The sequence below is a fragment of the Nocardia macrotermitis genome (assembly GCF_009604405.1).
In the GTDB taxonomy this organism is placed as follows: domain Bacteria; phylum Actinomycetota; class Actinomycetes; order Mycobacteriales; family Mycobacteriaceae; genus Nocardia; species Nocardia macrotermitis.
On the sequence record NZ_WEGK01000005.1, the window covers coordinates 479,839 to 499,013 of the forward strand.

Consider the following 19,175-nt stretch of genomic DNA (forward strand, 5'->3'; position numbering starts at 1 on the left):
GCTCTCAGCCGGGATACCTCGTGTACCAGTACTCCAGGGACGCACCGTAATCGAGTGGCCGGAAAAGGGACTGCTGGATGCAGAAGTCCCGGGACAGTGTGTAGACCAGGTCGTTGACCTCGCTGTTGAACGCCCAGACGTCGGGTACGCACTGCACGCCGAACCGCGCTCCCAGCAGCGAACCGCACAGTGCGCCGGTGGCATCGGAATCACCGGAGTGATTCACCGCCAGCCGCAAGCCGAACTCCAGGATTTCGGTCGAGGGCCCGCGGCCGATCGCCTCCGCGCTCAACGCGGCGTAGACGGCGATGGCCAGGGCCTCCGGCGCGGTCCAGCCGCGGCCGAGGGATTCCACGGCCTCCGCGGTCGGTGATCCCCTGCCCGCCAACGCGATCGCGGCGGCCAAGGCCGCGGCGACCTCTTCGTGTCCGGCCCGGCGGTTCAGCTCGAGTTGGGCCTGGTACAGCGACTCGCGGAGATTCAGCCGGGAGTACAGACCGTGGATCACCGCCGCGAAGGTGCCGGCGGCCAGCCACGCGCTGGGGTGTCCGTGCGTCAGAGCCGCTATCTCGCAACCGGAGTGGAATGCGGTTTCGACTCGATCGGTGAATCCGCACGCGGCCACCCGGACCACGGCCGCGGACCCCTTGGAGTTGTTCACCGGTTGGGTCGTGGTGCCCAGCGGCTGATCGGGTCGCTGCCGGCTCGCCGCGCGGTGCATGGCCTCGATCACCGTGCGCGAGGTGCCGCGGCGGTCGGTGAAGGGTGCGCGGCCCGCCAGGAAGCCGGATGCGACGGGTTCGCCGGGCATCGTTTCGCCTTGGGCCGCAAGCCAAGCGATGTAGGTCTCCTGCGCTATCCCGGTCGCCTTCCGCGGCACCGCGGCGGTGATGTCGCGGGGCGGGAATCCCGTCATCACGCGTAACAGCGCCTCGGTGGTCAGCAGCGCCAGTTGGGTCTCCTCGGAGATGCGTCCGTCGAAGTCCCTACCGAACTGGGGCGTACCGGGGACCAGGGCGTACGGGACCTGGAGGGTGCGGTAGGGCACGCCCGGTGATCCGTGCTTCTGCCGAATCTGTCCGAGCGACAACGATTCCAGGGGCACGCCGACCGCATCACCGATCGCGCCGCCGAGCAGGCAGCCGTACACGATCGGCAGGCATGGGGACGGAGTCGCGGAGAAATCGGGCACGGGCGAGACCTCGGTGGACGGATTGTCCTGTGTCGGTGGGTGATACGTTGCCGGGTGGTCGGGGAGATTGATCTCTGTCGACGGTCCGGTGGTCGAAATGCCTTCCGCCGGTGTGGAATACCACCAGTCCGACGACCGGGACCGGCTGGGGACGTACCCGGCGATCGGATACCCGCCCGTCGACGAGCGATACAGCGCGGGTTCTGGAGGCTGGAGAACCCGCATCGGGCCGGGGGCGGACATCAGACAAAGGTAGCCGGTGGTCGCTCGGGTCGCCGGTGCCGTGTGACTCAGCCCGCATGGGTGTTCGCCCAGGCGCCCACGTCGCCGCGGTCCAGGGCCACCGCCAGCAGATCCGGGAATTTGTCCGGAGTGCAGGCGAAGGCGGGAACATCGAGGCCCGCGAGGGCGGCGGCGTTCGCGTGGTCGTAGGCGGGCGCGCCGTCGTCGGACAGGGCCAGCAGGACCACCACCTGCACGCCGGACTCACGCATCGCGGCGACCCGGCGCAGCATCTCGTCGCGGATGCCGCCCTCGTAGAGGTCGGAGATCAGGACGAACAACGTATCGGCCGGACGCGTGATCAACTGTTGGCTGTAGGCGATGGCGCGGTTGATATCGGTGCCGCCGCCCAGCTGCGTGCCGAACAGGACGTCGACCGGATCCGACAGCTGATCGGTGAGATCGACCACGGCCGTGTCGAAGACGACCAGCGAGGTCTTCAGCGACCGCATCGAGGCCAGCACCGCGCCGAACACCGAGGCGTACACGACGCTCGAGGCCATCGATCCGGACTGGTCGATCGCCAGCACCACATCGCGCCGCACCGCCTGCGATTTGCGGCCGTAGCCGATCAGCGTCTCGGGTACCACGGTGCGATGTTCGGGCAGGTAGTGCGCGAGGTTGCGGCGGATGGTGCGGTCCCAGTCGATATCGCGCAGTCGCGGTCGGGTGGTGCGCGCGGCGCGGTTCAACGCGCCGGAGACCGCGGCGACGGTACGCGAGGCGATGCGCTGTTCGATCTCGCGCACCACCTTCTCCACCACCATGCGCGCGGTGGATCGGGTCGTCTCGGGCATCACCCGGTTCAGGCTCAGCAGGGTGCCGACCAGGTGCACATCGGGTTCGACGGCCTCGAGCAGTTCCGGTTCGAGCAGCAGCCGGGTCAGATCGAGCCGCTCGACCGCGTCGCGCTGCATCACCTCCACCACGGTGGACGGGAAGTAGCTGCGGATGTCGCCCAGCCACCGCGCCACCTTGGGCGCGGATCCGCCCAGCCCGCCCGAGCGCTTCTCCGACGGGGTCATCTCCTCGGCGTTGTACAGCGCGGACAACGCCCGGTCCATCGCCGCATCGTCCCCGGCCGCCAGCCCGCCCAGGCAGGATTCCGCGGGCGCGCCCAGCACCAGACGCCAACGGCGGGACTGTGTTCGGTCGATATCGGTCATCGGTGGCTACCGCCTCTCCGTGAGGTCGCGGGTGTGATCTCGGTGCGGCATCAGGTGACCGCCAGGATTCGGGTGGCGGCGTGCAGGGCGAGCAGGCCGCGGTCGAGGTCGAAGTCGTCGGTGCCGGTCGGAGTGGTGGTGGCGGGGCCGCCGTCGCGCACGGCCTGGGCGATCGCCTGGCGCTCACCGGATTCGAAGGCGCCGAAGGTGCGGCGGAGCAGCGGCAGGGTGGCGGTGAACTGGTCCTCGTCCAGGCCGCGGAGCCAGGTGTCGATGCGGTGCAACAGATTTCGGTCGTGCACCAGGAACAGGCCGCGGCCGCCGAGGAAGCCGTCGATCCACGCGGCCTTCTCGGTCGGATCGTGGCCGACCGAGAGTGCCGCGGACAGGCGGCGGGCGGATTCGGCGTCGTCCAGGATGCCCGCGTCGCACAGCAGCCGGACCGCGCGGCCGACCAGGCTGCCGTGCACATCGGCGCGGTCGGCGAGTTTGCCCAGGGCGGTGTGCCATTCGCGCGTCGCCCACTCGTCGTCGCGGGTGGCCAGGGCCAGATGCGCGTCATCGATCAGGGCGCGCAGGGCGGCCGCGGCGTCGGCGTCCAGACCGGTGACCGCGCCGGGCAGTCCGGCGCAGATGCGCACCAGCATCCCGTCGGCCACGCGGGTGAGCGCGGTGACGTCGGTGCCGCGCACATCGCCGTAGCGCAGCGTGCGGATCAGGCCCGGCAGTGCGCCGAGCAGCCGGGTGACGTCGTGATCCACCGCGGCCGCGGATTCCAGGCGGGCCACCAGTCCCGGTATCGCCCCGCCGAGGTCGGCGAGCAGGGCCTGTTCGAGGGCCCGGCTCAGGTCGGCGATGGTGGCCTCCGGCGCGGCGGCGGAGTCCAGGATCTTCGCCTCGGCGGCGGCCAGCAGGGTGGTGCCCCAGCGGGACGCCTCGATGACGGCGATGGCGAGTTCGGGTTCCCAGACCAGCGTCCACGTCTCGCGGAAGGTGCCGGTATTGCGGACCTCGCTCGATGTCGGTGTGCCCCAACCGATTCCGAGCAGTCGCAGCTGGTGCAGCAGTCGCGAGCGCGCGACGTCGCGATCCTTGCGCAGGTCCAGGTCGAGTTGCCGGGACAGTGCCTGCCGCGTCAGCCGCAGCGTCCGCGCCTGGGCGCGCAGATCCGTTTCGAGCGGGACCGCGGGCGTGTCCTCGGGGACCGCGCCGAGTGCCTCGCCGACCACCAGTGCCCGGGTGACCAGGCGCAGCATGGTCTCGTCGCCCTCGCACAGCACCGCGCGGGTGGCCTCGGTGACCTCCGACAATCCGGGCAGCGGTCGTTCCCGCAGGGCGGCGAGGGTGTTCGCCAGGCGCACCGATTCGATGATGTGCGCACTGGATACCGGCAGGTCGTGCGCCCGCAAGGTTCCGGCGACCCTGGTGAGCCAGCGCGCGATCGGCTGTTCGGTCTCGGTGAACAGGTGGTGGTACCAGCCCGGCGAGGTGACCCCCGCGCCGTAGCCGGAAGCACCGGCCAGCCGGGAATGCGTCCAGGGCACCCACGTCAGCGTCGCCTTGACCTTCGGCAACCCCTTGAGCAACTGGGCGTCCGCCGTCGCCGGTCCGAGCTTCCCCACCAGCGCGGGAGCATGAAATGCCCCGCACACCACGGCAAGTCGCCGCGCCCCGCCCTTCAGCGCCTTACGCATCGTCTGCCGCATGTACGCCTCGCGCTGCAACGTATGCGGATCCACCGGCGATCCGAGCAGTTCCTCGGCATCATCCGCCGGACCCTGCGGCATCCCTGCCTTGTCCGGCGCGAATCCCGCCGCACGGCAATCGCCCTGTGCGGCATCGTATTCAGGGATGCCATCCGCTGTTCCGGCAGATTCGATAGTGGCGTCGTCGGGGCTGCTCGAGCGTGGAGCTGTGGATTCGACGGCAGTGCTGTTCCCGAGCGGCCGATCGGTAATCGCAGAATCGGAATCATTCTGTGCGGCAATGAATCCGGATGTCGCGTTGCCCTGCGAGCCGACGGTCGTCTCGTCGGCAGGGGACCCGGTCGCGGCTGCCGCATCGGGGTCGACCCGGGTGGTTGCGGTAGCTGCCGCTGCGGTGGGAGTTTCGCGCAGGACGGCCATGGCCTCGGTGACGGCGTCGAAAATGTCGGCGTCGGCGGTGGATTCGATGATCGCGTCCCACCAGCGTTCCGGGTCGTCGTAACCGGCGGTGGTGGCGAGCAGCGCGAGGGGGTCGGTGCGGTCGGCGGGTTCGTCCCTCGCGGCCAGGGTGTGGGTGGCGGGGAGATCGCAGAAGCCGACGGTTACGTCGTGTTCGTGGGCGTAGCTCAGCGCCTGCCATTCGGGGGAGAAGACCGCGAACGGCCAGAACGCCGCTTGTGCGGGGGTATCGGGGACGTAGGCCAGCAGCGCGACCGGCGGTGCCATGCCCTCGGCGGCGATATGGGTGAGCAGCGGGTCGGCGTCGGCCGGGCCCTCGATGAGGATGACGTCGGGCCGGAATCGCTCCAGCGCCAGGCGAAGTGAGCGTGCCGAACCCGGCCCGTGATGGCGGATGCCGAACACTCGGGTCTGCGATGCTACGGCCGCTGCGGAGTCCGGCGGTGAGTCGGTGGTGTGTGGACTCATGCGTGGACCTCGCGGCAGGCTCGGTAGAAATCGGCCCAGTCCGCGCGTTCGCGGACGACCGCCTCCAGATATTCGGTCCACACCACGCCGTCGGCCACCGGATCCTTCACGACCGCGCCCAGCACCGCGCCCGCGATATCGGCGGCCCGCAGCACGCCGTCGCCGAAATGCGCGGACAGCGCGAGGCCGTTGGTGATCACCGAGATCGCCTCGGCGGTGGACAGCGTGCCGGACGGGGATTTCAGTTTGGTCCGCCCGTCGGCGGTGATGCCGGACCGCAGTTCGCGGAAGACCTGGACCACCCGGCGCACCTCCTGCGCGGCGGCGGGGACGGCGGGCAATTCCAGTGCGGCACCGAGCTGTTCGACGCGGCGGGTCACGATCGCGACCTCCTCGTCCTCACTGGCGGGCAGCGGCAGCACGACGGTGTTGAAGCGTCGTCGCAGCGCGGAGGACAGCTCGTTGACCCCGCGGTCGCGGTCGTTGGCGGTGGCGATGACGTTGAAGCCCTTGGCGGCCTGCACCTCGGTGCCCAGTTCGGGAACCGGCAGCGTCTTCTCCGACAGCACCGTGATCAGCGCGTCCTGCACATCCGACGGGATGCGGGTGAGTTCCTCGACGCGCGCGATGGAACCCAGGCGCATGGCCGTCATCACCGGGGAGGGCACCAGCGCGCCGTCGCTGGGCCCCTCGGCCAGCAGCCGCGCGTAGTTCCAGCCGTACCGGATCGCCTCCTCGGCGGTGCCGGAGGTGCCCTGCACCAGCAGCGTCGACTCGCCGCACACCGCGGCCGAAAGGTGTTCGGACACCCAGGTTTTCGCGGTGCCCGGCACGCCGAGCAGCAGCAGGGCGCGATCGGTCGCGAGAGTGGCGACCGAGACCTCCATCAGCCGGCGCGGCCCGACGTATTTGGGGCTCACCACGGTGCCGTCGGACAGGGTGCCGCCGAGCAGATAGGTGACCACGGCCCAGGGCGAGAGCCGCCACGAGGGCGGGCGGGGGCGGTCGTCGACCGCGGCCAGTGCGCGCAGCTCGTCGGCGAACGCCTGTTCGGCGTGCGGGCGCAGCAGGCTGCTGTCGGTCGTGGCGGTGGTGGTCTCGGTGGTCATTGCAGCTCCTCGAGCATGGTCGTGCGCTGGATAAGGTCGCTGGTCAATTCCTTGAAACAGAATTCCCAGTAGCTGTCCCGGCAGCGGCGGGCGGCCACCTCCACGGCGGCGGTCGCCTCGATCGGGAAATGTGTTGCGGCGGTGTGGAACAGGCTGCGGTAGGCGGCCGGGGACAGGCTCGGCACGCCGGGCCGGGGCGCGGCGAGTTCGGCGCGGTCCAGCAGCAGCCGGATCAGGTGTTTGGCCAGCGGGATCGGCCACGGTCGCGGCACCGCCTGCACCAGCAGTTCGATCTCGGCCAGCCAACTGCTGTCCAGTGAGCGCAGATACTGCACGCGCTGGTCGAGGGGCAGCAGTGCGAACAGTTGCCGCCGCACATCGGGATCGGCGCCGAGCGTGGGCGTACCGGTCAGTACCTCGAACAACGTTGCCGCCCAACGACTGTCGCGCTGCGCGAGGGCGGCATCAGCCCACCCGGCGGTGACCGGGCCGAGCAGATCGTCACGCATACCGACCCGCGCCGCCGAGCCGGGTGCGCCCAGCAGGGCGTCCCAATGCCGCAGCGGGGTCGCGGCGATCACGCGACGCAGCCACTCCGCCGCGACGTGCGGCGCCCCGTCCAACCGGTAGGCGGTCTTCGAGGTGCGGTCGGCGATACCGTCGCGACGGGCCGAATCCTCCAGCCGCTGCGGCAGATCGGCCACCAGTTGCGCGCCGTCGAAGCCGATCCACCGCGCGGCGCGTTCGGTCATCCGCCCGGCGAAGGCCGAATCCGGCAGGCGGGCGAGCAGGTCCGCGGCGACCCTGCGGACCTGCGCGCGCGAATCGTCGAGCGCGGATTCCAGCAGCGGCTCGTCGGCGAGGGTGAGTCCCTCGGCGAGTACCGCCAGCAGATCCGCGCGCGCCGGGCCGGGCTCGGAATGCCAGGTGCCGGTGAGGGTTTCGCGGGCGGCCTGTGGATCGTGGGCCCGCAACTCGGTCAGCCAGGCGAGCCGCTCGGCGGGGCGACCGTGCGACCAGACATCCGTGTCGTCGGGTTTCGCGCGCGTCAGCGTATGCCAGGGCGTGTGGTGCGCGGACAGCCAGCGGCCGCGTTCACCGGCCAGTCGTAGCAGCGATTCACGCAGGGGGACACGGGTTTTCGCCTGATCCAGCAGCAGGGTGCAGATCCCGTCGGGTGCGCGGAACCCGTGCGGTTCGGCGAGTTCGAACCATTCGGTGAGGAACGGCGATCCCTCGCGCAGCAGGCGGACCAGCCTGGTCGCGGCCGCGGCGGGCAGGACCGGACGGGGGTCGATCGCGGCGGGCTCGGGTGGCTCGGCGGTACCGGGCCGCACCGCGCCACGCGCGAAGACGTCCTGCAGGGCGGCGGCCTCGAGTAATACCAGGGCCGGATCGCCGTGCAGCCGCCCGACCGCCTCGGCCACCGGCCCGGACAACGTGGCCGGATCCAGTCCGCGCCGCGCCGTGCCCAACAGCGCCACCGAACCCAGCGCGCTGTTCCCGGCCCGGGACCCGCCGATCGCCGCCGCGTCGACGGTGGCCAGCTCCTCGCCCGCCCACGCCGAGGTCGGGACCAGCCCGTCGGCGGTCCATTCGCCCATGACCGTCACCGGCCGACCGCCCGACAGGCTCAGCAGCTGCCAGGGCTGCGCGGCGAGTCGCGCGATCGGCAGCGCTGCGCCGTCGTGATCTGCCACGGACCAGGCGCCACCGGACACCACCGGGATCACCTCGGTCAGCAGCATCGGCCACGACCGAAGCCACGGATCCGCGCCGAGCGCGCGGGCATGTTCGGTCAACGCGGCGGCGATTCCGCCCGGCCGTGCACCCGTGGCATCCGGCGTCGTGACGAGCGGCCGCGGGATCGGCTCCGGCACACCGTGCCGTTCACCCCACAGCGCCCGCAGCGGCGCGGCCCCCGGATAGAAGTGCAGCTCGGCATCGATCATCGTGCCCGGTACCGGCATATCCGGCGGAAAGGCGGGCGAGCCGTGTGAATGGTCCAGGATCAGCGCCCAGCGCCCGCTGGTCCGCCCGCGCATCCAGGCGCGACGCGTGTGCAGCTGCTCCTCCTCGGTGATGCGTATGCCCAGCACCATCCAGTGATCCCGGACGATGGGCTCCGCGCGGACCGATTCGGTGCCGACCGGGTAACCGATATGCGTGCGCGCACTCGCCGCGAGCGCCGGGTCCAGCTCGTCCAGGCGGCGATGTGCCGCCGCGAGCAGATGCAGCCGGGCGTATTCACACAGCAGCACCGCGGGCCAGTCCTCCCGGCCGACAATATTGCGTGGAAGTTGCCGCAGCGCCGCCGCGACGCCGGGAACCTGTGCGTCGACCATCCGCGCGGCCACCGCTTCGAAGGCGTCGAACGAGCGATCCGCCTGGGCCAGCCCCGTACGCACCTGATCGCACAGCCACACGTCCAGGTCCGCGAGTCCGCCCGCGACCCGCTCGCGGCGCTGCGTCACCGTCGCCGCGGACGGGGTCTTCTGTTGTGCGGCAACCGATCCGGCCTCCCGCTGGGCGCGAGATGCGAGCCACTGCTCGGCGTAATCGGCGGGCGCACCGACCTCGGACACCATGCCGTCGGACCAGATCAGCAGCAGGGACAAGGCGTGCTTGCAGGGGAATTTCCGGCTCGGACAGGAACATTTGTACGCGGGCCCGGACAGGTCCACGATCGTCTGGTACGGCTTGGCCCCGCTGCCCTTGCACAACCCCCACAGCGCGGTCTCGCACCAGCCGGTAGAACTCCACCGCCCGTGCAGCTTTCGCGCGGCGGCGAGGGACGCGGCATCGGGTGCGAGCGCGGTGACCTGTTGCGCGGTCCATGTCATCGATTCGGTTCCCACTGGTGTCGTCGGCACTGTCGTCCCCCGTTTCGTTCGGTTCATCGGATTTCTACCCCACCCCACCGACAGAAATCGTCCGAGCGGCTCCGGAGCGAGTTCGCGGAGGGTTAGCGAGACCAATGATGCTGGGGCGGTGCGTGATTGAAACTCCCGTGCGGTCTTGTGCCGGATATCGAACTCTGTCATTCTGTTCTGTTCGGTTGATCCGAACCACCCGATTTCGGGTGAGACCCGTGGAACTGCCCGGCCGGGGACGGCCGAGGGGTGGACATCGGGCGGATCACCGCTCGATGTCCATGAGCACACCCCGTCCGGGACGGTTCGCGGCCTCCGGCATACGCGAACGCGCGGCGGATCCGGTAGCGTCGCCGTATCTGTAGTCCGAACGCGTCACCGCGTTTGCGGAGGGAGTGGCAGTTGGGGGACGTGTCCACCGGCGTCGCGCAACGCCTGTCCGATCTGGTGCGGCACCGCCTGGATGCCGATCCGGCGATCACCCCGGAGGTCTCGGCCGCGGTGCTGGCCGCGCTGGACGCCGAACCGGATCGGTCGCCGAGCCTGGGGATGAGCGGAATCTTCCTGCGCGCCATCAGGGTTCGCGGCTTTCGCGGTATCGGGCCCGAGGCGTCACTGCTACTGGATCCCGGCCCCGGACTCACACTGGTGGTGGGGCGCAACGGATCCGGTAAGTCGAGTTTCGCCGAGGCCGCCGAACTGGCCCTGACCGGCGACACCCGGCGCTGGGCGGGCCGGGCGTCGGTCTGGCGTGAGGGTTGGCGAAATCTCCACGACGGCAGCACATCCCGGGTCGAAGTGGAATTGACCGCGGCCGGTCGGGACGGCGCGCTGAGCGTCGCGCGGGAGTGGCCCGAGGGCGCGGATCTCGCCGGTGGCACCTGGACGCAAGCGCGAAATGCCGCCGATCCCACCGAATTTCGCGTCGAACGCTGGTCCCGCGCGCTCGAGCTGTACCGGCCGTTCCTGTCCTACAGCGAACTCGGCGCGCTGGTCGACGGCCGTCCCAGCGATCTGTTCGACGCACTGCACCGGCTGCTGGGCCTGGACGATCTCACCGCGGCGCAGGAACGCACCCGCGCGCGCCGCCTCGAATTGGAGCGTGCCGCAAGACAATCCCGCGACGAACGCAACGAGCTGCGCACCGCTCTCGAAACCGTCGTGGACGACCGCGCGGCCCGGGTCGCGCAGTTGCTGCGGGCCGCCGATCCGGACCTGGCCGCGATCGGCCGCGAGGTGTCCGGCGCGCGGCACGACCCCACCGGTACCGCTGCCCTGCAAGCCATCCTGCGGCTGCGGCTACCCGATGCCGGGGCGGTGGACGGCGCGGCCGCGGCGGTGCAGGCGGGTGCGCGGCGGCTGAGCGAACTCACCACCGGCGACACCGAGGCCGAACTGCGGGTGCTGGATCTGCTCGATCGCGCCCGCACCCATGCGGCCGCGGCGGGCGCCTGCGCGTGTCCGGTATGCGGCGCGGGCACGCTGGACGCGGAGTGGTTGCGCGAGACCGACACCCAGATCGCCCGCCTGACCGAGCGCGCGGCCGCGGTCACCACCGCCCGCGACGCACTGCTGGCAGCGGCCGGCCGGGCCCGCGCTCTGGTCACTCCGGTCCCCGCCGAACTGGATCCGCTGCCACCGCAGGCACCCAATGTCGACACCGCACCGGCCCGCCGCGCCTGGTCTGCATGGGCGACGCTGGCGCAGGCCGAACCCGACGCGGAGTTCCCGGAGCGGCTGCGCGCCGCGCACGCGGACCTGTCCCGGCTGCTGAACGCGCTGCGTGGTTCGGCGCGTAAGGAATTGGACCGGCTCGACGCGGTCTGGATGCCGTTGGTGCCGCGGATCGCCGCCTGGTTGCAGGGCGCGCGGACGGTCACCGCCGCCGAATCCGAACTGCACACCGTCCGGCGCGCCGAGGATTGGCTCAAATCCGCCGCCGCCGGACTGCGCGAGGAGCGGATGGCCCCGCTGGCCGAGCACGCCCGCGGCATCTGGCGCGGTCTGCGGCAGCAGAGCAATGTGGATCTGGGCGTGATCCGGTTGCAGGGCAACGCCGGAGCCAGCCGCAAGGTACTGCTGGACGTCACCGTCGACGATGCCGGGAGCAACGCACTGGGCGTGATGAGTCAGGGCGAGCTGCACGCGCTGGGCCTGGCGCTGTTCCTGCCACGTGCGACGGTGTCGGAGAGTCCGTTCGGCTTCGTCGTCATCGACGATCCGGTGCAGGCGATGGATCCGGCCAAGGTCGACGGTCTGGCCAAGGTGCTCGCCGCGGCCGCGCGCAGCGGACGGCAGGTCGTGGTGTTCACCCACGACGAGCGGCTGGCCGAGGCGGTGCGCCGATTGCGTTTGGACGCAACGGTTCTGGATGTGCAGCGGCGGGAGCGTTCGGCCGTCGAGGTGCGGGTCGCGGAGGATCCGGTGCGCCGCTATCTCAGCGACGCCAACGCCCTGGTGCGCACCAAACAGCTGCCGCGCGCCATCGCCGCCGAACTGGTGGTGACCTGTTGTCGTTCGGCCATCGAGGCCGCCGCCCTGGCCCGCTCCCGGCGCACGCTGCTGGGCGAGGGCGTGGATCACCGGGAGGTGCAGCGCCGGGTGGATGCCGCGCGCACCACCTGGGAGAAGGTGTCGCTGGCCGTATTCGGCGATCCGGACCGGGTCGACGATCTGAACGAACTACTCGATCGGGAGGCGGCATGGGCGCGGGCGGTACTGCGGGACGCGGCCGCCGGGGCGCACATCCGGATCGATCGCGGCACCCGCGAATTGATCAGCGGGACCAGGAAATTCGTCAAATGGCTGAATCCGTAGCGGAGCCTTCGCAACCGCCGACGGTCGCCGAGCGGCTGGCCGCGGCCGACGAGTTGTTGCGCGGCACGGTGACCGACGCGGGCGGGCTGTGGTCCCGGGCGACAGTATGGATTCTGCGGCTGGCGCTCGAACAGTCCATCGACCGGCTGTGGCTGGTGCTCGCGCCGCCGTTGGCGCGGTGCAGTATGCGGGCGCAGCTGCTGGCGCTGGATTCCTATGTCGGCCAGGAGACCTCGGCGCGGATCTCGGCGCTGTGGGCGACGTTGTCGCGGGTGGGGCATCACCAGGACTACGAGCTGGCCCCGACCGTGGTGGAGTTGCGCCGCTGGTTCGACGAAACCGCCCGGCTCACCGGGGAATTGGCGATGTTGGCCGAGGCCGACGCCACGGCTACGGGAAAGCAACTACATACTGGCCGGTCGTAGCGGCCCGTATTGTCCGGCGATTCGCTGCCGGACGCCCCAATTTCGCTATCGACATGGGGATTTCGGCGATGCGGATGATCTATGAACAGTACTGTGTGCTTGCTGCGCGGTTTGCGGCATGAATGCGGTTGTTACACGGTCGGGTTTCATCCACGTCGATGAAAGAGAGCTGCATCATGGATACGCTCAACCTGCTCAATACCGGTTCGGCCCTGGTCGGTGACGTCAATTCGGCGCTGACCAACGTCATCAACCTGCTCAGTATGTTGTGATCCGATAATCGAACGATGCACAGCGAATCTCCGGCCGGCGCCGATCGGTGCCCGTGCCGCAGTGGTGAATCGTTCGAGCAGTGCTGCGGGCCGCGCTTGGACGGCACCCGGCCCGCACCCACTGCCGAAACACTCATGCGGTCGCGGTACACCGCGTTCGCCGTCGGCGACACCGCCTATCTGCTCACGTCCTGGCATCCCCGGACCCGGCCGCGTCGGCTCGAACTGGATCCGGGACAGCGTTGGATGTTCCTGGAGATTCTGCGCACACAGGCGGGTGGGCCGTTCGACGACACCGGTGTGGTGGAGTTCCGCGCGCACTACCGGGCTGCGGGCGGCCGGAGTTCGCTGCACGAATGCAGCAGATTTGCCAGAGTCGACGGCGCATGGCGCTACCTGGACGGAGACGTGGAGATATAACGATTCGGGTGCGTCTTTGTCGAGTTGTTGCCCGGTGTCGGAGACGCTCATACCGTTCCCGGTACAGATGCACCGAGGAAGCGGAGGAGTTGCCAGAAGTTTTTTCCAGGGCAGATCCGCCGCCCACGTAGGGTGCGGGTATGCCACGAGTCGCGATCGAGTACTGCACCCAATGCCGCTGGCTACTGCGGGCGGGGTGGATGGCTCAGGAGCTGTTGAGTACCTTCGCCACCCAACTGTCGGAGGTGGCGTTGATCCCGGGGGACGGGGGTGTCTTCCGCATCACACTCGACGGGGACCAGATCTGGGAACGCCGGTCCGACGGCGGTTTCCCCGATATCGCGCTGCTCAAACAGCGCGTTCGCGACCGGATCGATCCCGGTCGCGATCTCGGTCATATCGATCGCGACTGACGTGCGAGCGTTCGCGCCTCGCCGTCGGACATGATCTCGGACGTACTCTCGTAACAGAGAGTTGAGGAGGTGCCGCCATGAGCGAGCGAGTTTCGAGCGCAGCTACCGCGGTTGTCATACCGGAGTCGAGCCGGAGCGAGGCACGGGGATGAGCACTCAATTCTTCCAGGAGGCCCCGGGTGTGGACACCCGTGGACCCGAACCCGTAGCCCTGACCGCCGCGGGCGCGGTGCGCGGATTCCACGACGGATCCGTGCACGTCTGGCGCAGTATTCCGTACGCGGCGGCTCCGGCCGGTCGCAAGCGGTTCCGGCGGCCGCAACCGCCGGTGCCGTGGGAGGGGGAACGGGACTGCACCGAATTCGGCGAGATCGCGCCGCAGACGATGGGCACCATGGTCCCGGTCGATTCCGGATTGCGGATGGGCGAGGACTGCCTGTGGGTGAACGTGTGGGCTCCCGCCACGGCGCATTCCGAACCGCGTCCGGTGCTGGTCTGGTTGCACGGCGGTGCGTACTGTCTCGGGACCGCCGCCCAGGGCATCTACGACGGGCGCAAGCTCGCCGAGACCGGCGATGTCGTCGTGGTCGGGGTCAACTATCGGCTGGGTGCGCTGGGTTTTCTGGACCTCTCCTCACTCGGGCACGACTTCGTGCCGAATCTGGGACTGCACGATCAGATCGCTGCACTGGAATGGGTGCGCGACAATATCGCCGCGTTCGGTGGCGACCCCGGCAATGTGACGCTGTTCGGTGAATCCTCGGGTGCGGGCTGTGTGACCGCGCTGCTCACCTCCCCTCCGGCGGCCGGGTTGTTCCATCGGGCCATCGCCCAGAGTCCGCCCGCCACTTCGGTTTTCGGACCCGAACGGGCCGCGGGTGTGGCGACCAGATTCCTGGAACTGGTGGATCTGCCGCGGCAGCGGGTCAAGGAACTGCTCGAATGCCCGATCGATCGGATCGTGGAGGCGGCCGGAATCCTGCTGGACGAGGTGCCGCTGCAATCGCCGGGCAGGCTGGCCGCCGCGCCCGTGGTGGACGGTGAGCTGCTCCCCACCTATCCCACCGATCGTTTCCAGCAGGGACGTTCGCATCGCGTGCCCCTGATGATCGGCACCAACCGGGACGAGGCGTCGCTTTTCCGGCTGTTCCGCTCGCCGATCATGCCGGTCACCCCGGACGCGGTGAACGCCATGCTCAAGGGCGTCGCCGCCGATCATCCCGAGCTCTCGCCCGAGCGGATCGCCGAGATCACCTCGGCCTATCCGGATCTGAGCAAACCCCGTGGCGCACTGGCGATGTCGACCGACGCCGCGTTCCGGATGCCCGCGCACTGGGTCGCCGACGCGCACTCTCGGCACACCCGAACCTGGATGTACCGGTTCGACCAGGCCACCCCGATGCTGAAGGCGGCCCGGGTCGGAGCCGGACATGCCACCGAATTGCCCTACGTCTTCGGCAATTTCGGCACCCTGAACCACGATCCGACGTTCTGGCTCGGCGGCCGCAAGGCGGCCATGGAGATCTCCGGCCGGATGATGCGGCGCTGGCTGGCCTTCGCCGAACACGGTGTCCCCGCGGCACTGGACGGATCCAAACACTGGCCGCCGTACCGCGAGTCCACCCGCGCGACCCTGGTCATCGATGCCGTCGACCGCGTAGTCGACGACCCGGACCACGACCTCTACACCGCCTGGGGCGATCAGGTCGTCGGCTTCAGCTGACCTCTACCTCAGACCGGCGTGGTGTGCTCGGCCCTGCGGCCCAGGTTCGCGCGCATATGGCTGTAGCCGTGCAGGGTGAACAGGGGGCGTCGCTGCGGCGGGCCGTCCAGTCGCAGGTCGGGGAAGCGGTCGAACAGCGCGCGCAGGGCGTGGGTGGCTTCCATGCGGGCCAGGCTGGCGCCGAGGCAGGCGTGGATGCCGGAGGAGAAGGTCAGGTGCTCCTTGGCGTTGGCGCGGGTGATGTCGAAACGGTTCGGCTGCTCGAAGACGTTCGGATCGCGATTGGCGCCGGCCAGTGACAGCACGACGGTCGTGCCCTTGCGCAGCCGGACGCCCTCGTACTCGACCTCTTCCAGGGTCACCCGGCCGGTGTTCTGCACGGGTGCGTCGAAACGCAGCACCTCCTCGACGGCGTTGGGCCACAGTTCGGGCTCCGCGCGCAGCCGGGCGAGCTGGTCGGGGTGGGCGAGCAACTGCACGATGGCATTGCCGATGAGGTTGACCGTCGTCTCGAAGCCCGCGCCCATCAGCAGGCTCGCGGTGGCCTTGAGATCCTGCTCGTCCAGATCGCCCGCGGTGAGCAGGCTGGACAGGATGTCCTCGCCGGGGGAGCGGCGCAACTGCGCAAGGTGCCCGTCGGCGTATTCGTCCATCTCCCGGATGGCGGCCACGGCACCGCGATAGGAGTGCCACGGGATGCCGATATCCAGCAGCGGGCTGATCGCGTCGCCCCAGCCGAGGAACTGCTCCTTGGCGCTGCGCGGGAAACCGAGCATGTCGGAGATGATCGCGATCGGCACCTGCGCGGCGAAGTCGGCCACCAGATCGGCCGAGCCGTCGCCGGGCATGGCGTCCAGCAGCTCCTCGGTGACCGATTCGACGCGGTCCTGCAGACGGCGGATGGCGCGCGGGGTGAACGCCGCCGACACCGACCGCCGCATCCGGGTGTGCTCGGGCGGGTCGATGACGAGCATGGACGGCGGTTCGACCGGATTCGGCGGCAGCGGGGCCAGCCTGGTCAGTCCGCGCAGCGGCCGGGGGATGTCGAAACTCTCCGCGGCGCGGGTGCCCATCGCGTTGTCGCGCAGGATGTTCCGGCACAGATCGTGTTCGACGGTGACCCGGGCGAAGGGGGTGCGGACCAGCCGCCCCCGCGCGCGGATCGATTCGAGCAACGGATACGGATCGTGGGTGATCGCGGGATCGCCGAACAGCTGCGCGAGCGGATCGCCCCGCCGGGCGTACGTCTTGAGCGCCATCCGCGGCACGCCGTGCACCGACATCCAACGCAACCAGTACTGCGGTCCCATCACAACCCCCAAATCGTCGTTTCATCCGGTTGGACATCCACGGTACGCACGCGTACTACTCGCGGAAACGTCCTACGGTCGGACTCGAACCCCTACCGCGGTAGGACTGTCCCGACCCATGCTACGAGCGCGATACCAGGGCGTACACACTTCTTTCCCAGCCGCACCCGCTACCGGGAAAGGCACCCGGAACAGCCCACGAAGCGGGTGCGGATCCATGAAAATGGTGCGGCAATCGGCCCGCCGCACAGACCGATCAGGACCGCGTGACGGTGACCCGCTCGACGCCGACGCGGTGCTCCCGCTTCGCCGGATCGGCATGGTCGACCTGCACCAGCGACGCACCGGCGACATACACCGCGACCAACCCGTCGATCACCTCGGCGGCGGTCTCCCACGACCCCTCCGACAGCACCCGATCCTGCTCCGAGAACCCTTGCCGCGCAGCCGATTTGCGAGCGGCGGCCAATACCTCCGCCACCGATTCGCCGTCCAGCGCCGCCCCCGCCCCCCGCGGATGGAACTGATCGCCGTGCGCCCGCACCGACGTCGCGAAATCGGTGATCCCGAGCGGTAGATCACGCACCGGCCCACCCATCGCGTCCAGCGACAACGCCAGCACCTCGGCGATATCGGCCACCTCGTCGAACCGTCCCGGCGTGGTCAGTGCGAGTTCGGCGTCGTCGTCGGCCCGCAACACCACCTCCACCCCCGCCCACCAGCACCCCAGCAGCACCGCGGCGGTCTGCCAGTGCGCGGGCAGCAGCACCGCGACCCGCGCGCCCGGGGTGAGACCGAATTCGTCGCGAATCAGGTTGGCGGTCTTGGCCGCCCAGTTGGCCAGGGTCAGCGCGGACAGTTCGATGCGGGCGCCCGTCGCGTCGTCGTAATAGGTGATCCGCGGCCCGGCCGGATCCCGGGCCAGGATCGGCTCCAGCAGCGCATCGGTCAGGGTCTGGTTCAGTTCACGCATTTCGGTCCGTTCTGGCCTGCGTCGATGGGAGCCGCGGGCGGGACCGGAGTCGCCGTGGTCGAACTCCCCGACGTATCGAACAGTTCGCCCGCCGCCGAGCCCGGACCAGAGTAGTCACCGGCCAGCACCACCCGCACGGCCCCCTCCGCCATCCCCGGCACCGCCAGCACCGGCAGCCCGCCCAGCGCCTTGGCCACCGCCGCGGCCTTGGCGTCGGTGGTCTTCGCCGCCAGCACCCGGCTCGTCGACACCGGCGCGCCCGCCCAGTTGTCCACCGTGCCGGTGCGGAAACCCTTGCCCGTCAACGCCTGTGCCACCTGCCCGGCCAGTCCCGAGGTGTCGCTCGCGTTGTAGACATCCGCGGTGACCTGCGCGGGGGTGACGCCGCCCGAACCGGATCGGCCGACCAGCGAGGCGACATAGGTGCGGACCGCGGAGGTGTCCACCCGCACCACCGATTCGCCGTCGTCGGTGGTGCCGTTGAGATCGGCCACCGGAATCGTCTCGAAACGCACCTGACCGCCGGTGAGATCCTGCAACTGCTTCATGAAATCGATGACGTTCCACTTGTCGTCCAGCACGATGGTGCGCCCGACCGCCTTGCTGAGCGCGTCCAGCTTGGTCGGATTCGCGAGGATCTGCGCGCTGAGCGCCTGATGCACCAGAGAGGCCATGTACACCTGCTGACGCACGATCCGGTCCAGATCCCCGCGCGGCAACTCGTGCCGCTGACGCACGAAGCTCAGCGCCTGCGCGCCGTTGAGCCGCTGCACCCCCGCAGGGAAGTCCGCACCCGACATCGGCTCGTCGACCGCGTTGTTCAAACAGACCTGCACCCCGCCCACGGCATCGGTGAGCAGCACGAATCCCAGCAGCCCGACCTCGGCGTAGTGGTCGACCGTGATACCGGTCAGCTCGGCCACCGTCTTGATCAACGCCTCGCGCCCGGCCTGGGTGGACTGCTTGTCCGCCTCGGCGTCCGAGACGCCCTTCGCGGCGAGTTTCTGCCGGGCCAGTTCCTTGGTCGACCCGTACGCCGAATTGATCTTGCCCTTGCCGATACCCGGAATGTCCACGTAGGAGTCGCGGGGGATCGAGATGGCCGTGGCCGAGCGGCCGTTGTTGGGGATGCGGATCAGGATGATGGTGTCGGTGTTGGTGCCGACCTCGTCCCCGGCGTGCAGCATCGCGCGTTCGGCCGAGCTGAGTGGATTGCCGTGCGCGTCGGTGCGGCTGTCGATACCGACCATGAGGATGTCGGTCGCGCCGTCGCTGCCGCCGCCCAGGCCCAGATCGCCGATCCGCTCGATTCCGGAGATCAGTCCGTCGATGCTGTGCCAGCCGAAGCCGGTGACGACGAAGATCAGGGCCGCCAGGGCCGCGACCAGCAATCGGCCCGGACGGCGTCGAGGCGATCGGCCGGGCCGGGCGGAAGACAGCTGCTGCGGCAATGCTCTGATCCTTTCGGCCACGCCTTGAAGAGAACTCTTTTCACGCATCGACCCCGTGATCCGAGGCTAACCAACACAGTCGCGGGCACCCCTGAGGCGCGGCGGGCGTGGCGTGC

General features: G+C 69.7%; 13 protein-coding genes. 5 read left to right on the forward strand and 8 right to left on the reverse strand.

Features of this window, described 5'->3' with window-relative positions; translation table 11 throughout:
* Positions 1-4 precede the first annotated feature (4 nt).
* From NRB20_RS15050 to NRB20_RS15070, 5 genes are read right to left on the reverse strand one after another with little or no spacing between them, the layout of a single operon-like run.
* Positions 5-1,435 (reverse strand): ADP-ribosylglycohydrolase family protein, encoded by a 1,431-nt coding sequence (locus tag NRB20_RS15050; protein ID WP_153410682.1) that lies wholly within the window; start codon positions 1,433-1,435, stop codon positions 5-7.
* 47 nt (positions 1,436-1,482) lie between these two features.
* The gene (locus NRB20_RS15055) at positions 1,483-2,640 is read right to left on the reverse strand and encodes a VWA domain-containing protein (RefSeq protein WP_153410683.1); all 1,158 of its coding nucleotides are present in this window, start codon (positions 2,638-2,640) and stop codon (positions 1,483-1,485) included.
* 50 nt (positions 2,641-2,690) lie between these two features.
* The gene (locus NRB20_RS15060) at positions 2,691-5,273 is read right to left on the reverse strand and encodes a DUF5682 family protein (protein WP_153410684.1); all 2,583 of its coding nucleotides are present in this window, start codon (positions 5,271-5,273) and stop codon (positions 2,691-2,693) included.
* The gene (locus NRB20_RS15065) at positions 5,270-6,382 is read right to left on the reverse strand and encodes an ATP-binding protein (protein ID WP_153410685.1); all 1,113 of its coding nucleotides are present in this window, start codon (positions 6,380-6,382) and stop codon (positions 5,270-5,272) included. Before NRB20_RS15065 ends, NRB20_RS15060 begins: the two co-directional genes overlap by 4 nt.
* Complete coding sequence (locus NRB20_RS15070; protein ID WP_153410686.1) at positions 6,379-9,225, reverse strand: SWIM zinc finger family protein; 2,847 nt, start codon at positions 9,223-9,225, stop codon at positions 6,379-6,381. The genes NRB20_RS15065 and NRB20_RS15070 overlap by 4 nt, the downstream gene beginning before the upstream one ends.
* A gap of 441 nt (positions 9,226-9,666) precedes the next feature.
* Between NRB20_RS15070 and NRB20_RS15075 the strand changes: the two genes are divergently transcribed.
* The 5 genes from NRB20_RS15075 to NRB20_RS15095 all read left to right on the forward strand — a co-directional run bounded on the left by NRB20_RS15075 (position 9,667) and on the right by NRB20_RS15095 (position 15,325).
* On the forward strand, positions 9,667-12,072 hold the full coding sequence (locus NRB20_RS15075) for an AAA family ATPase (protein ID WP_319944964.1): 2,406 nt from the start codon (positions 9,667-9,669) through the stop codon (positions 12,070-12,072).
* The gene (locus NRB20_RS15080) at positions 12,057-12,497 is read left to right on the forward strand and encodes a hypothetical protein (protein ID WP_153410687.1); all 441 of its coding nucleotides are present in this window, start codon (positions 12,057-12,059) and stop codon (positions 12,495-12,497) included. The genes NRB20_RS15075 and NRB20_RS15080 overlap by 16 nt, the downstream gene beginning before the upstream one ends.
* 287 nt (positions 12,498-12,784) lie before the next feature.
* Positions 12,785-13,189 (forward strand): YchJ family protein, encoded by a 405-nt coding sequence (locus tag NRB20_RS15085; RefSeq protein WP_153410688.1) that lies wholly within the window; start codon positions 12,785-12,787, stop codon positions 13,187-13,189.
* Between the two features lie 140 nt (positions 13,190-13,329).
* The gene (locus tag NRB20_RS15090; protein ID WP_153410689.1) at positions 13,330-13,602 is read left to right on the forward strand and encodes a SelT/SelW/SelH family protein; all 273 of its coding nucleotides are present in this window, start codon (positions 13,330-13,332) and stop codon (positions 13,600-13,602) included.
* 148 nt (positions 13,603-13,750) lie between these two features.
* Positions 13,751-15,325: a carboxylesterase/lipase family protein gene (locus NRB20_RS15095; RefSeq protein WP_153410690.1), complete on the forward strand. Its 1,575-nt coding sequence runs from the start codon at positions 13,751-13,753 to the stop codon at positions 15,323-15,325.
* An 8-nt stretch (positions 15,326-15,333) separates the two neighbouring features.
* Here the strand turns inward: NRB20_RS15095 and NRB20_RS15100 are convergent, their stop codons facing one another.
* The 3 genes from NRB20_RS15100 to NRB20_RS15110 form a co-directional block, all read right to left on the reverse strand.
* Positions 15,334-16,635 (reverse strand): cytochrome P450, encoded by a 1,302-nt coding sequence (locus NRB20_RS15100; RefSeq protein WP_153410691.1) that lies wholly within the window; start codon positions 16,633-16,635, stop codon positions 15,334-15,336.
* A gap of 256 nt (positions 16,636-16,891) precedes the next feature.
* Positions 16,892-17,608, reverse strand: a complete 717-nt coding sequence (locus NRB20_RS15105) for a TIGR03089 family protein (protein ID WP_153410692.1) — start codon at positions 17,606-17,608, stop codon at positions 16,892-16,894.
* The gene (locus tag NRB20_RS15110) at positions 17,596-19,107 is read right to left on the reverse strand and encodes an LCP family protein (protein ID WP_153410693.1); all 1,512 of its coding nucleotides are present in this window, start codon (positions 19,105-19,107) and stop codon (positions 17,596-17,598) included. The genes NRB20_RS15105 and NRB20_RS15110 overlap by 13 nt, the downstream gene beginning before the upstream one ends.
* Positions 19,108-19,175 lie beyond the last annotated feature (68 nt).

What these genes read in the sequence shown, in the direction of transcription:
- NRB20_RS15070 (WP_153410686.1), bottom strand. Translation starts at nt 9,225, where the DNA reads ATGACATGGACCGCGCAACAGGTCACCGCGCTCGCACCCGATGCCGCG.
- NRB20_RS15105 (WP_153410692.1), bottom strand. Translation starts at nt 17,608, where the DNA reads ATGCGTGAACTGAACCAGACCCTGACCGATGCGCTGCTGGAGCCGATC.
- NRB20_RS15085 (WP_153410688.1), top strand. Translation starts at nt 12,785, where the DNA reads ATGCACAGCGAATCTCCGGCCGGCGCCGATCGGTGCCCGTGCCGCAGT.
- NRB20_RS15110 (WP_153410693.1), bottom strand. Translation starts at nt 19,107, where the DNA reads ATGCGTGAAAAGAGTTCTCTTCAAGGCGTGGCCGAAAGGATCAGAGCA.
- NRB20_RS15065 (WP_153410685.1), bottom strand. Translation starts at nt 6,382, where the DNA reads ATGACCACCGAGACCACCACCGCCACGACCGACAGCAGCCTGCTGCGC.
- NRB20_RS15100 (WP_153410691.1), bottom strand. Translation starts at nt 16,635, where the DNA reads ATGGGACCGCAGTACTGGTTGCGTTGGATGTCGGTGCACGGCGTGCCG.
- NRB20_RS15080 (WP_153410687.1), top strand. Translation starts at nt 12,057, where the DNA reads ATGGCTGAATCCGTAGCGGAGCCTTCGCAACCGCCGACGGTCGCCGAG.
- NRB20_RS15090 (WP_153410689.1), top strand. Translation starts at nt 13,330, where the DNA reads ATGCCACGAGTCGCGATCGAGTACTGCACCCAATGCCGCTGGCTACTG.
- NRB20_RS15055 (WP_153410683.1), bottom strand. Translation starts at nt 2,640, where the DNA reads ATGACCGATATCGACCGAACACAGTCCCGCCGTTGGCGTCTGGTGCTG.
- NRB20_RS15050 (WP_153410682.1), bottom strand. Translation starts at nt 1,435, where the DNA reads ATGTCCGCCCCCGGCCCGATGCGGGTTCTCCAGCCTCCAGAACCCGCG.
- NRB20_RS15060 (WP_153410684.1), bottom strand. Translation starts at nt 5,273, where the DNA reads ATGAGTCCACACACCACCGACTCACCGCCGGACTCCGCAGCGGCCGTA.
- NRB20_RS15095 (WP_153410690.1), top strand. Translation starts at nt 13,751, where the DNA reads ATGAGCACTCAATTCTTCCAGGAGGCCCCGGGTGTGGACACCCGTGGA.